This window comes from Pseudoalteromonas sp. L23 (genome assembly GCF_021728455.1).
Lineage (GTDB): Bacteria > Pseudomonadota > Gammaproteobacteria > Enterobacterales > Alteromonadaceae > Pseudoalteromonas.
Genome location: NZ_JAKKCW010000014.1, coordinates 33,293 through 46,551, shown reverse-complemented (window position 1 = coordinate 46,551; position 13,259 = coordinate 33,293). Strand labels below are relative to the sequence as shown.

Below are 13,259 nucleotides of genomic sequence, written 5' to 3'. Positions count from 1 at the left end.
CTAGCCTAACTCCTCTAGTTTTTGTAAGTCACGTACCGCGCCTTTGTCTGCACTCGTTGCTAACAGTGCATAGGCTTTTAGTGCGGGACTCACATAACGTTCTCTGTTAACTGGTTTGTACGCTTCTTTACCACGAGCGAGTTGCTTTTCATGGCGCAGCGCCAACTCGGTGTCGTCCAATTTAACGTCAATGCTGCGGTTATAGATGTCGATGGCGACAACATCGCCGTTTTCAACCAGCGCCAAATTGCCACCACTGGCAGCCTCTGGAGACGCATGGCCAATAGAAAGTCCAGAAGTACCGCCGGAAAAACGACCATCGGTAAGTAAAGCGCAGTCTTTATCTAGCCCCATCGATTTAAGATAGCTAGTTGGATACAGCATTTCTTGCATACCCGGACCACCTTTAGGCCCTTCGTAGCGAATGATCACTACATCACCTTTCTTAACTTGGCCACCCAGTATCCCCTCGACGGCATCGTCTTGAGATTCAAATACTACAGCGGGCCCCGTAAAGCGCAGCATTTCATCGGCCACCCCGGCACTTTTCACGATACAACCATCGGGCGCTAAGTTACCTTTCAATACTGCAAGGCCGCCATCTTGCCTAAAGGCATGCTCAATGGAGCGAATACAGCCACCTTCACGGTCTAAATCCAGCTCGTCCCAGCGATACTCTTGGCTCATAGCTTGGGTAGTGCGGATCCCAGCAGGCCCCGCGCGATAGAAAGTTTGTGCCCGTTCATTATCACTGTCTGCAGCATTCCAACGCGCAATAACTTCACCTAGATTTCCGCCAGCAACGTGCCCCACCGACAAGTCCAATTTATCGCCTCTGGCCAGCTCGTTGAGAATGGCCATAATGCCGCCAGCACGGTGAACGTCTTCAATGTGATACTGTTGTGTTGCCGGAGCAACTTTACACAAAAAGGGTGTGCTACGAGATAAGCGGTCTATGTCATTCATATCAAAATCGACAAAGCCTTCTTGCGCAGCCGCTAATAAATGCAGCACGGTATTGGATGAACCGCCCATCGCGATATCTAATGTCATGGCGTTCATAAATGCGGCTTGGTTAGCAATGTTGCGTGGCAGCACTTGCTCGTTGTCTTTACCATAGTACTCATCACATAAAGCCATGATGCGATTTGCTGCGCCCAAATAAAGCTGTTGGCGGTCTTTGTGTGTCGCTAGTGTCGTACCATTACCAGGTAACGCTAAGCCCAGCGCTTCTAAAAGACAGTTCATGGAGTTGGCAGTAAACATGCCTGAACACGAACCACAAGTAGGACAAGCAGAGCGCTCAACTTGCTCAGAGTCTTCATCACTCACCGTCGGATCTGCGCCTTTTACCATGGCATCGACAAGATCCAATTTTAGATCGATATCCGCTAAACGAGTTTTTCCCGCTTCCATCGGGCCGCCGGAAACAAAGATCACCGGAATATTCAACCGCAGTGCCGCAAGTAGCATACCAGGGGTGATCTTGTCGCAGTTAGAAATACAGACCATAGCATCGGCACAATGAGCGTTAACCATGTACTCTACCGAATCTGCAATTAAGTCTCGAGACGGAAGCGAGTAAAGCATGCCGCCGTGACCCATGGCGATACCATCATCAATAGCAATGGTATTAAATTCGCGAGGTACGCCGCCAGCTTCTGTTATCGCATCAGCCATCAATGCGCTAAGTTGATTGAGGTGAACATGACCCGGAACAAATTGGGTATATGAATTCACGACCGCAACGATCGGTTTATGGAAATCACTGTCCGTCATTCCCGTTGCTCGCCACAATGCACGAGCTCCCGCGCGTTGTCTGCCCTCAGTAGTTGTCTTGCTCCGTAATTTAGCCATGTTTCACCTTTTTCTCGGCTATGCCGAGTTCCTCATTCCCACAATTTACAATGCGCTTTTGTTCGGGCCGTTTGACCCCGATACCAATAAAATTATTCGTTTACGTACTCTAACCAGCCATTTTCGTCATCAGCTTGACCTTTAACCAAAGCGAAATAGGCCTGCTGTAACTCTTCCGTAATTGGACCTCTACCACCATTACCAACCGTAATTTTATCTACGCTGCGAACAGGTACTACTTCCGCTGCGGTACCAACCATAAAGAACTCATCAGCAAGATAAAGCGCTTCGCGAGCGATCGGCTCTTCACGTACTTCATAACCGCGTTTTTTCGCCAAATGGATGATAGTGTCACGCGTAAGACCTGGTAGAATACAAGCTGTGGTAGGCGGGGTGTAAAGCACGCCTTTTTTCACAACAAATAAGTTCTCACCAGCACCTTCGCTCAGATAACCATTAACATCAAGCGCGATCCCTTCAACATAACCATTACGCTTCGCCTCACCTGAAATAAGCTGTGAAGATAAATAGTTACCACCCGCTTTAGCCGCTGTAGGCATGGTGTTTGGTGCAAGGCGGCTCCAAGAAGAAACACACACATCAACACCTTGCGCTAAGCCTTCTTCACCAAGGTACGCACCCCATTCCATCGCAGCGACTGTCATATCTGCACGGTGCGATTTCGGATTTAAACCAAGGCCGACATGACCTAAAAATGCAAATGGACGAAGGTAAGCATTGGTAAAGTCATTTGCACGGATTGTCTCTTTACATGCCGCAATTACTTCCTCTTGGGTAAAAGGAATTTCCATACGGTAGATCTTCGCAGAATCAAAGAGGCGTTGAATATGATCGGTTAAGCGGAAAACAGCTGGACCATTTGGCGTATCGTAAGCACGGATCCCTTCAAAAACTGAGCTGCCATAATGTAAAGCATGACTAAGCACATGGGTGGTCGCTTGAAAATAAGGAACCATTTCACCGTTATGCCAAATTACTTCTGATGTTTGTGTCATTGTTAACTACCTTAATTCTTCTAAATTGCCTGTTTCTGTAGTGTATGCAAGTCAACCGCTTGCACTTCTACTAGCTTACTCAGTTGTGAGGTTAATAAATAGATAGGTTTGTCACTATCTACCGTCATTTTGACGTGGAATAAGTCATCTTGACCTTGTAATTCCAAATTCGTTAAGCGAAATCCGCGATGTCTGGCTACGCGTAAAAAGCGCTCCACTGCGATGCTCTGTTGTTTTACTGCAACGGTTAAATGGTGTTTCATGAAAGGCTCTCCGTCATCATTTCATCATTGGCAGCACCAGGTGGAACAAGCGGCCATACGTTTTCTTTATCGTCGATACAAGCATGTAAAATATAGGGTCCTTGCGCATTCACTATGGCGTCAACGGCGTCATCTACTTGGTTTGCATGAGTAATTGTCTGCCCAGGAATACCGAACACGGCAGCCAAAGAGACAAAATCTGGATTGTCTGACAGGTCGGTTTCACTGTAACGACCGTCAAAAAAGAGTTGCTGCCACTGTCTCACCATACCCAGCCTTTGATTGTCTAATATCAATATTTTAACTGGCAGGTTATTACGGCGGATGGTTGCTAACTCTTGAATATTCATCATGATGGAGCCGTCGCCAGATACCGTGATCACCGTGTTGTCTGGACGTGCTATCTGTGCCCCAATTGCAGCAGGTAAGCCAAATCCCATCGTGCCTGCACCGCCACTACTTAAGTGATTGCTTGGATGACTGAATTTCATGTGCTGGGCCACCCACATTTGATGTTGGCCTACATCGCAGCACACTACCGCTGTATTGGGTAGCTTCTGGCTAAGTTGATTTAACAAATACGGTGCAAATACTTTTTCGCCAGGATAGTCATAACGCCATGCATGTTGACGTTGCAGTGCTTCGATGGTCTCTAGCCATTCGCTATTCGTAACCACACACTCAAGTTGTGGCAATGACTGTTTTAAGTCTGCAATAAGCGAAGCCGCTGCGGGTTTGCGTTTACCCACTTCTGCAGGGTCGATATCTAAATGGATCACCTTTGCCCCTGCAGCAAACTTTGCCAAATTCCCCGTTACACGGTCGTCAAACCGTGCCCCGATACATACCAATAAGTCGCATTGCTGAACCGCCAGATTCGCCGCCTGAGTACCGTGCATACCGAGCATTCCTAAGTCATAATCATAATCCGGCGTTACGCTGCCCAAAGCTTTTAGCGTCGATACGGCCGGCATATGGGTCTTTTCTAAAAATTGCATCAGCTGTGACTGCGCATCAGCGCTTTGCACGCCACCGCCAATGTAGGCAACAGGTCGTTTAGCGTCACATAATAATTGATTGGCTTTTGCTACTTCAGTTTGTGAAACCTTCGGCTGTTCGTCTTGTGGCGCAGCAAAAGGATGAAAAGGTACTTTAGCTAACTGGATATCTTTGGGAATATCGACCAACACCGGACCGGGTCGGCCAGACTGCGCTAAGTACATGGCTTCTTGTAATATCTCAGCCAAGTCTTCCGCTCGCTCAACCATGTAGCTGTGCTTAGTACATGACAAAGACATGCCCAGTACATCCACCTCTTGAAAGGCATCCGAACCGATAGCAGCGGTCGGCACTTGCCCAGTGATAGCCAATAGCGGAACTGAATCCATCATGGCATCAGCAAGTGCGGTGATAAGGTTCGTCGCGCCGGGTCCAGAAGTGGCAAAACAAACCCCAAGCTTGCCAGTACTGCGAGCATACCCAACAGCAGCAAAACCAGCACCTTGCTCATGACGAGTCAAATAATGCTTAACTGGCGCGCCATACAAAGCGTCATAAATGGGCATGATGGCACCACCTGGGTAACCAAATACGTGTTTAACGCCTTGCTCTTCTAGCACCTTGATAACAAGTTGTGCGCCGGTTGTTGAATTGCTCATGATCTGCTCTCAGTTGCCTTTTTTATGCCCTAAAACGAAAACGCCCCCCGAACCTTTTGGTGCGGGGGGCGTTTATGCTGATACTTTTCTTACAGCACTAACTAGCCCCCGCGGTAATAATAATCACCACGTTGATAATCACGACTAGTAGAGTTGCTGTTAGTAACATTGCTTGAATTCCGTAAATTTAAACTTGGCAATCATTCAGTGTAAGCACTGTGCTGCCTCTTTTTCTATTAATACCGCGCCTTGCACACTGAAGTCAACACAAAAAACTATGCTATTTAAAATTAAAAACCCGAGTTTAACGCATAAAAAAACCAAAAAACCACAAACTAAAGAATTAAAACAACCACACATTTTAAAATGCGAATTTTCTATTGGTTCAGTTTCGATATAACGAAAAATTTACTTTCCCGATTTGCCCATATGAAATTTTTTCTACCGCCCAAGCGTACTTCATTTTTTAGTGACATTCACATTTCGATATCGCAGACTGACTTTTTAAAACCAACAGGGATCATTACTATGGTTAAAGTATTTTCACCATTGTTATTTATTTATCTTTGCTTAAGCCTTTTCAGTAATCTCGCCAACGCAGAAGTTGGCCTGTGGAAAGTAGAAAAGGACAACAAAACGTCGTACTTATTTGGTACCGTCCACGTCGGTGACGAACAAATGCATGGTTTACCAGCCAAGGTAAAAAGCGCCATTGCGAGTAGTGATAGAGTCATGGTTGAAGTGAACTTAGAGGCGCTTTCTCCATTTGCGATCCAACAGCGCTCCATGCCATTTATGCTGTTAAAAAACAACCAAACACTAAAAGATCAGCTCTCTGCAGAAGTCTATCAGAAGCTACAAGACTACTTTTCCAAAAAGCAGATAGATATCGCCTTATTTGAACGCTATGCGCCATGGGCCGTGATGATAACTATGCTACAACTGGAATATCAAAAGCTTGGATTTACCGATACCAATGGCATCGATAAACAAGTAATTGCCTACGCAAACGAAAAGAAGATCCCAATTGGTGAATTTGAAACCTTAGAATATCAGCTTGAAATGTTCAGTCACCTGAGTATTCATAGTGACGCTATGCTCAAGGAAACATTTGCACAGATGTCTGATTTGAACACCTACTTCTTGGATTTAGTTTCCGCATGGCGAAGCGGCGATTTAGAGAAGTTATCACATTACTATCAGGTAAGTTTTTCGGATGATAAATATGGCAAATTAGCCGAGCAATTGATGATCATTGAACGCAATAATAACTGGGTGAAAATGCTTAAAAAGCAGCTCCCCAATGAATCAACGTTTATTGCCGTTGGTGCATTACATCTTGTTGAAAAATATGGTCTTGTTGAGCAGCTTAAAAACAATGGTTATTCAGTCACCCGACTATAACACTCAGCGCTATCTTGCCAAGAGGTAAGCAGTTTACTTTGTAGGCGTGTTAAACAGATACTTCCATTAACACGCCCTAAAAAAATAAAAATCTTTTTAAACCTTTTCATTTTTATGTGCGACTTACCTTTCAAACACTCTCGTTGAAGGTAAAAAATAATGAAAAAGGTAGCGTTAGTTTTAGCATTAAGTGCAGCGGCAATGACTGCACAAGCAGAAGATTCAAAAACCATTACAGCATCATTCCCAAGCAATAGCCTAGCCGAGTTAGAAGTGGATATTGCCGTAGGTAAAATCGACCTACAAACTTACAACGGCGACACCATAGAGGTCGAAATTTTGGTTGAACCGAAAGAGTCAGACAGTTGGTTTGGTAAACCAGATGTGAGTGAGGCCACCCTAAACAGCAACACATCAGGGGATAAATTATCACTTGAGATCAATTCGGATGATTATGAACTATCTTGGCAAGTTAAGGTGCCTGTTAATTTGGCTTTAGATGTTGAGGTTGGTGTTGGCAAAATTGATATTCAAGATCTTAATAACTCTGCTGATTTAGAGGTAGGCGTAGGAAAAATTAAAATTGAGACTACCACCACCGATTTCAAAAAAGTGTCTTTAGATTCAGGTGTTGGTAAAACGGCAATGTCAGGTTTTGGCAACGTAGAAACTTCCGAAAAGAGTATGGTTGGCTCGACAACAGACTATCGTGGTCAAGGCCAGTATTCCATCGATGCAGAAGTCGGAGTTGGAAATATTCGTTTAAGACGAGACTAAGTCTCCACACTTATTCAGTAATAGCGCCACTTTGCTATGCAGCACATCCGGTTGCAACGGCTTATACAAATGAGCCGTTGCGCCAAGTGCGTAGACCTTATCCAGATCCTCCGCATTGGTATTTGCGGTCACGACCAAAATAGGCACAGCTGGATCTAGCTTTCTCAAACGCTCAGTGGCTTCAAAGCCATCCATCACAGGCATATTCAAATCCATTAGCACGATATCAAACTTACCCACCTCATATACTTCAAGGGCACCTTCACCATGTTCGACATGCGTTACCAATTTTGCTATGGGCTGAAGCATTTTTTCAATCACGCGTGCATTTAGTAAATTATCTTCCACCAGTAAAATGCGAGCCGACACCTGCTCCATTGTATGAGCCGACACCTGCTCCATTGTATGAGCCGGTACCTGTTGATTGTCAATTTCAATAGGGACTCTCAGGATTGCTCTTGTACCGATTGGCTCCCTTGCACTAAAATCTAATCGTCCTCCAAGCGCTGAGGTGAGTAATTGGCAACGCTTCAGCCCTAACTGCGTGCCTTGAAAATGCTCGCTATGCACAGCTTCTCGTAACTGCTGATAGTCGAACCCGGGCCCAGTATCTTCAACGACAAATTCTAAATATGGTGTATCTTCATCTATAACTAAATCCGCAAATACTTGAATGCTGCCACGCTCAGTAAATTTAATTGCATTATTAACCAATTCACTGATCAACCAACCAACACGCTTACAATCACAATAACAAGTCACATCTAACTCATTACTCAATGCCAAATTAAAAGCGAGAGATTTCTTGTGTGCGGTTAGTTGAAAGGCGATACAAGCTGACTTTATTACTTCTCGCAATGCGACTTGATGACGCTCAATAACCACTTCTTGCTCGGAAAGGTTATTAAAGTCTTGAACCGAATAGAGTAATACATCCAATTGATTTGCTGCGCTTTTCACATGCTGTAATTGCTGCGTGTCTTTGCTCCTCAGATATTCATCTAAATACCCCTGAATGGCCTGCAATGGTGTTCTTAGCTCGTGACTAACGCGTGCTAAAAATCGTGATTTTGAGTGTAATGCATCGTCAGCAAGCTTTCTTGCCGCCTCTAATTTATCGAGTGCTTCAGCAATTTCTCGCGCCATTGGGCGAAATACAAGTTTCGCTTCTATAAACAGTAGCAACAGTCCAAGTAGCCAGATTAACAATTCTATTTTCCTCACCATCTCTGTTTTACTTCGCGCATGCTGCTCGAATAGTGAAACGGCATCATTCAGGTTTGGGAGTATATGCTGAGACGCAGTAAAGATTTGCTCCATTAATTGAGGAGTGGATTGCTGTAACCGAGACCTTGATAAAGTGACAAAAGTAGTACTTTGCAAATCCAACTGCACCGGCCCTTGGTAGTAAAGCGCTGTAAGCGCCTCATTCAGATAAATAGCCTCTCCACTACTTTCTGTTTTAGTTAAAAACTCATGATTACTTTCAAACTTATCAATGGCTTGACGTAGCGCTTCACTATCTCGTTGATTGTCTTGCGCACTATATAGCGCGATACGTTGGGACAACATCCGCTGCATACCCGCAATATTAATTACGTGTGCATCTAGGCTCTGCTGATACAGCAAGTACTGCATAATCCCCATCGCCATCGACAGCAATATAGCCATAGCTAGTAACGCCCCGATATAGCGATTTTTAACTTTACTTATTAACGACATATTTTTGTTTTTCATCTCATAGCATTGTCTCAGCGGCAATGTTAAGTGTAGTTAACAATCGTATTATTTACAGTCTGATGCTTGACACCTAGACGGCCAAAATGTTTCAATGCGCGTTCACCCTATTTAGATAGTTTGATGCCACGGCGTCAAATTGAGGGCTGGAAGAGGTGCGTTATTCAGGTAACTAAGTGAAGGAGAGCAAACTCCGTTGCAGCTTAGTGAGGGGAATATACGCCGAGAAATTGAGTTATTGTTTGCTAATACTCATTTCGGGCGACTGGGCTGAATCCCAGCGACTGTCACCAACATACTTGGTGGAGAGCTTCTGGTCTTAGAAAAATAAGGCCATTGGCTGCCTTATCCTTTTTAAGTCCATTGCTCTTCGAATTTTAACAGTTCGAAGTTTGGACACCCTCCTAACTCCGAACATGATTTAAGTTCGGTAGAGATGAAATCACAATTCAACTTATCTGACTATCCGTTGTGGACGGCCTTAGTAACGCCTTTTGATGCTGAAAATCAGGTTGATTTTAACGCATTAACGACGCTTGTACGCGATCAAGAGCAAGCTCGTAACGGTATTCTTTTACTAGGCAGTACCGGCGAAGGCCTTGCGCTTACCCAACAAGAACAGCAACAAATCGTTGAGTTTGTTTGCCAGCTCGCCCCGAGCGTACCGCTCATGGTTGCCGTTGGCGGCAGTAATCTTGAGCAGCAAACACAATGGGTGCGCTTTTGTAATACACAACCCATTCATGCGCTCTTACTGGGCTCACCAATCTACGCAAAGCCCGGCAAAGTTGGTCTGGCACATTGGTTTAGTACACTACTCGATGAGAGCCACAACCCTTGTATGCTCTACAATGTACCTGGTCGCAGTGCTGTTGCTATCGCCCCTGAACTACTCGGCGAACTAGCTTGCCACCCTAATCTGTGGGCACTAAAAGAAGCCAGTGGTGATATTGCCACCTTTGAAGCATTTCGTCAGGCAGCACCAGATGTCGCCATCTATAGCGGCGACGATGGCTTAATGCCCTACTTTGCACAAGCAGGTGCAACGGGTCTGGTGTCTGTTGCAGCAAACGCATGGCCACAGCAAACCGCAGAATTTGTAAGGCGCTCGTTAAGCGGCACCTCTCCTAATTTATTTACCACTTGGTCAGAAGCTGCAAATAGCTTATTTGCAGTGGCAAATCCCATACCAGTCAAAGTGTTAATGCACTTGCAAGGGAAGCTCACAAGTCCAAACTTGCGCCCGCCACTGACACATTTGGAACTCACCCATACCGATGCGATCACTCGCGCGAACGAAACGATTTTATCTTGGAATTAAGGCAGTAAACATGAGCTGGTTAACCCTACTAAACGATTTAGAAAATGGCACAGTACGTGCGGCAACACAGGATGAGCAAGGCCATTGGCATGCTAACGTAGAAGTAAAACAAGGGATCCTTGAAGCATTTAGAAATGGCGTAAATACGGAGTTCCCAGGTGGATTTGTTGATAAAGACAACTTAGCACCACGCGGATTTGCTGCCCAAGATGGCGTTCGTATGGTTCCTGGCGGAAGCAGTGTAAGACGTGGCGCTTACGTTGCAGCCGGCACAATCATTATGCCACCGGCTTATGTCAACATTGGTGCCTATATTGATTCAGGTACTATGGTAGATAGTCATGCGTTGGTTGGTTCTTGCGCGCAAATTGGTAAAAATGTGCACCTTAGCGCAGCTGTGCAAGTAGGTGGTGTATTAGAACCAGTTGGAGCAAGTCCTGTTGTTGTTGAAGACGATGCCTTTATTGGTGCAGGCTGTGTATTGGTTGAAGGGGTTGTTGTTAAACGCGGTGCCGTATTAGCACCGGGTGTGCGCCTTTCAGCAAGTATTCCTGTCTATGACTGCGTGAACGAGCGCTTGCTTGACAAAGGTGAAGCCATCCCTGAAAACGCGATAGTGATCCCAGGCTCTCGTCCAGCCTCAACTGAGTGGGCACGCGAGCAGGGATTAAGTATGTCATGCGCACTTATCGTAAAATACCGTGATGAACAAAGTGATGCATCACTGGCGCTGGAAGAGGTTCTACGCTAATGACTTGGTTGAGCACGTCACAGCGAACTGCAGCTGAGGCATTGATCCAGCAACAAGATACGCCATTCTTTTGCTACGATTTAGATAACCTAAGTGCACATGTTAAGCCCTTAGTTGATCAGCAAATCGTTAAGCTTTGGTATGCCGTAAAAGCGAATCCGTTATCACATATCATTCAAACCCTAGATAACGCTGGGTTTAACTTTGATGTGGCATCTAGCGGCGAGCTTGATCAGGTGTTATCTCAAGGGATCGCACCTGAACGCGTGCTCAACACAGGTCCTGCCAAATCGCTAAAGCAGATCCGTCATTTTGCCACACAAGGCGTACGTATTTTCGTGGCTGAAAGTCACAATCAAGTACGCTGGTTAAATCAAGTGGCCGAAGAGTTTGAGCTTCAATTTGAAGTTTTACTGCGGGTGCAGTTACGCTTTGATAAAGCAGAGCACAATCCACTTGGTGGCAATACGCTGACTCCTTTTGGTCTTGGCGCAGAGCAGTGGCAAGCCCTAACTTTAAGTGACTACACCTACCTAGACTTTGTCGGACTGCATATTTTCCAGTGGGGCAATATGCTCTGCAGCGATACGCTCGCTGAACTTTGGCAGGCTATGGTTGCACCTTTAGTTCAGCTCGCTGCTGATTTAGGGGTTACTCTAAAGGTGCTCGACTTAGGTGGCGGCCTTGGCATTCCCTATGATAGGCAAAGCCCTTCTCTCGATTGGCAGAAATTATTAGACACGCTCGCATTGATAAAATCCGCCACGCAAGTGCAAGAATTATGGATGGAGTTAGGCCGCTATGCGGTTGGCGAATGTGGTTTTTATCTCAACCCTGTGGTGGAACAAAAGCAAAACTACGGTGCACAACAACTGATTGTCGCAGGCGGTGTCAATCACCTGCTGCGTCCGGCCGTTACCGGACAAGCTTTCCCCGCTGAATTGTTACGCCAGTCTCAAGCTGAGGCCATAGACTTTCATATTCATGGCCCACTTTGCACAGCATTGGATAAATTAGGCACCCTAGCCTTACCAAGCGACAGTGCCGATGGCGATTGGCTTGTTTTCAGTCAGTGTGGCGCTTACGGCTACACCGAAAGTATGCCGTTCTTTTTATGTCATGAGCTCCCTGCAGAGTACATCATCTCAGCTGGAGAAATCAGCTGTGTCCGTGAAGCAGAGCCCGCTTCAAGTTATTTGAGGTAAACATGAATACCATTACACAACAACATATTCAGGTTGGTGAAATTGCCAATGGTCTGCCTTTGACTATTCCAGTCTATCGCATCAAAGGCGATGGCAGTGGGCCTAAGGTGTATATTCAAGCGAATATGCATGGCGCCGAGGTGCAAGGTAATGCAGTGATTTATCAACTGCTGGAACGGTTGAAGCAATTGTCATTAAAAGCGGACATCACCCTAGTGCCTTACGCAAACCCGATTGGTTGTAATCAGAAATCTGGTGAGTTTACCTTAGGGCGTTTCGATCCAATTACGGGCACGAATTGGAATCGAATGTACATCAACCATTCCGGGTTGGTTGCCGAGTTTGTGGAGCAAAACCCGACGCTATCAATAACAGAAATCGCTCAGCAATTTCGCCAACGATTAGTTGAGCGCACCCAAACACTACTTGATGGGCCCTTAGATAGGTTGACGACAGGTAAGCGCATCGCCTTGAATTTACAGCGTCTAGCTCATGAGGCTGACATTGTTTTAGACCTTCATACGGGACCAATTTCAGCAAAACACCTGTATTGTCCTGAGTATGCAAAAAACAGCGCTCGATATTTTGATATTCCACATGTGTTACTTATTCCAAGTGACTTTGATGGAGCAATGGATGAAGCCAGTTTTTGTCCATGGTGGAACTTGCAGCAAGCCTATCAGGCTATAGGCCGAGAGATCCCAGTATTAACCGAAGCGTTTACGGTTGAGCTTGGCTCTCAAGAAAAAATTGATTTAGCGGAAGCATTGAATGACGCTAATAGCATTTTGAGCTACCTGAACTATAAACAGGCCTTTCAAGATGCACACTTTATGCCGCAAGACATCACCCGTTACGTCTGTCGACTAGAAAATTATCGCGCCTTTTATGCCCCAATGGGTGGTATGGTGGAATATACGGCAAAGCTTGGAGAGCATATCAAGGCGGGTCAAACCATCGCCAAAATTCTCAGAATGGAGCGCTATTTATCAGAAACGCCCTTAAATGAGATCAAGTTAGACGAAGATGCCATCGCCATTTTGCACTTTGCCTCTGCTAGTGTGAATCAAGGTACTGAGCTTTATAAGTTTTTTACTCAAGTTGAAACGCTTTAACTTGAGTACTTTTATTGCGTGAGAGTAAGTCAAAGCAAATAAGCTCTGCTTGTTTAGCTTAACGCTTACTAAGGTATGGCGGCGATAGCCGCCACCTTTTTCTTATTCGACCGTATTTTTCTTTCTGACATTTTTGACCTTCGAGATTCATTTCC

11 protein-coding genes and 1 riboswitch are annotated in these 13,259 nt (G+C 45.4%); of the genes, 6 read left to right on the top strand and 5 right to left on the bottom strand.

Annotation, left to right across the window (positions count from 1 at the left end):
* The 4 genes from ilvD to ilvG all read right to left on the bottom strand — a co-directional run bounded on the left by ilvD (position 1) and on the right by ilvG (position 4,794).
* Positions 1 to 1,857, bottom strand: coding sequence for a dihydroxy-acid dehydratase (ilvD, locus tag L3V43_RS19200; protein ID WP_102055915.1), 1,857 nt, complete (start codon positions 1,855 to 1,857; stop codon positions 1 to 3).
* A 92-nt stretch (positions 1,858 to 1,949) separates the two neighbouring features.
* Positions 1,950 to 2,873: a branched-chain amino acid transaminase gene (locus tag L3V43_RS19195; RefSeq protein WP_102055914.1), complete on the bottom strand. Its 924-nt coding sequence runs from the start codon at positions 2,871 to 2,873 to the stop codon at positions 1,950 to 1,952.
* 20 nt (positions 2,874 to 2,893) lie between these two features.
* Positions 2,894 to 3,136, bottom strand: coding sequence for an acetolactate synthase 2 small subunit (ilvM, locus tag L3V43_RS19190; protein ID WP_010376329.1), 243 nt, complete (start codon positions 3,134 to 3,136; stop codon positions 2,894 to 2,896).
* The gene (gene ilvG / locus L3V43_RS19185) at positions 3,133 to 4,794 is read right to left on the bottom strand and encodes an acetolactate synthase 2 catalytic subunit (protein WP_102055913.1); all 1,662 of its coding nucleotides are present in this window, start codon (positions 4,792 to 4,794) and stop codon (positions 3,133 to 3,135) included. The genes ilvM and ilvG overlap by 4 nt, the downstream gene beginning before the upstream one ends.
* Before the next feature lie 528 nt (positions 4,795 to 5,322).
* Here ilvG and L3V43_RS19180 point away from each other — a divergent pair.
* Positions 5,323 to 6,198 carry a TraB/GumN family protein gene (locus L3V43_RS19180; RefSeq protein ID WP_237117212.1) on the top strand — a complete coding sequence of 292 codons (876 nt, stop codon included), beginning with the start codon at positions 5,323 to 5,325 and terminating at the stop codon, positions 6,196 to 6,198.
* 159 nt (positions 6,199 to 6,357) lie between these two features.
* Positions 6,358 to 6,975 (top strand): hypothetical protein, encoded by a 618-nt coding sequence (locus L3V43_RS19175; RefSeq protein ID WP_010607762.1) that lies wholly within the window; start codon positions 6,358 to 6,360, stop codon positions 6,973 to 6,975.
* Here the strand turns inward: L3V43_RS19175 and L3V43_RS19170 are convergent.
* Positions 6,961 to 8,712, bottom strand: a complete 1,752-nt coding sequence (locus L3V43_RS19170) for a response regulator (RefSeq protein WP_237117211.1) — start codon at positions 8,710 to 8,712, stop codon at positions 6,961 to 6,963. The two genes, L3V43_RS19175 and L3V43_RS19170, sit on opposite strands and share 15 nt — an antisense overlap.
* Positions 8,713 to 8,854: 142 nt before the next feature.
* Positions 8,855 to 9,033: riboswitch (Lysine riboswitch) on the top strand.
* Positions 9,034 to 9,148: 115 nt separating this feature from the next.
* Between L3V43_RS19170 and dapA the strand changes: the two genes are divergently transcribed.
* The 4 genes from dapA to L3V43_RS19150 are packed head-to-tail and all read left to right on the top strand — an operon-like array spanning position 9,149 to position 13,104.
* Positions 9,149 to 10,033, top strand: a complete 885-nt coding sequence (gene dapA / locus L3V43_RS19165; protein ID WP_237117210.1) for a 4-hydroxy-tetrahydrodipicolinate synthase — start codon at positions 9,149 to 9,151, stop codon at positions 10,031 to 10,033.
* 10 nt (positions 10,034 to 10,043) lie between these two features.
* Entirely contained in the window at positions 10,044 to 10,784 is a 741-nt protein-coding gene (locus L3V43_RS19160; RefSeq protein WP_130163346.1) for a 2,3,4,5-tetrahydropyridine-2,6-dicarboxylate N-succinyltransferase, read from the top strand.
* The gene (locus tag L3V43_RS19155; RefSeq protein ID WP_237117209.1) at positions 10,784 to 11,989 is read left to right on the top strand and encodes a PLP-dependent decarboxylase; all 1,206 of its coding nucleotides are present in this window, start codon (positions 10,784 to 10,786) and stop codon (positions 11,987 to 11,989) included. Before L3V43_RS19160 ends, L3V43_RS19155 begins: the two co-directional genes overlap by 1 nt.
* Positions 11,990 to 11,991: 2 nt before the next feature.
* A complete protein-coding gene (locus L3V43_RS19150) occupies positions 11,992 to 13,104 on the top strand; it encodes a M14 family metallopeptidase (RefSeq protein WP_237117208.1) in 1,113 nt (370 codons plus the stop codon).
* Positions 13,105 to 13,259 lie beyond the last annotated feature (155 nt).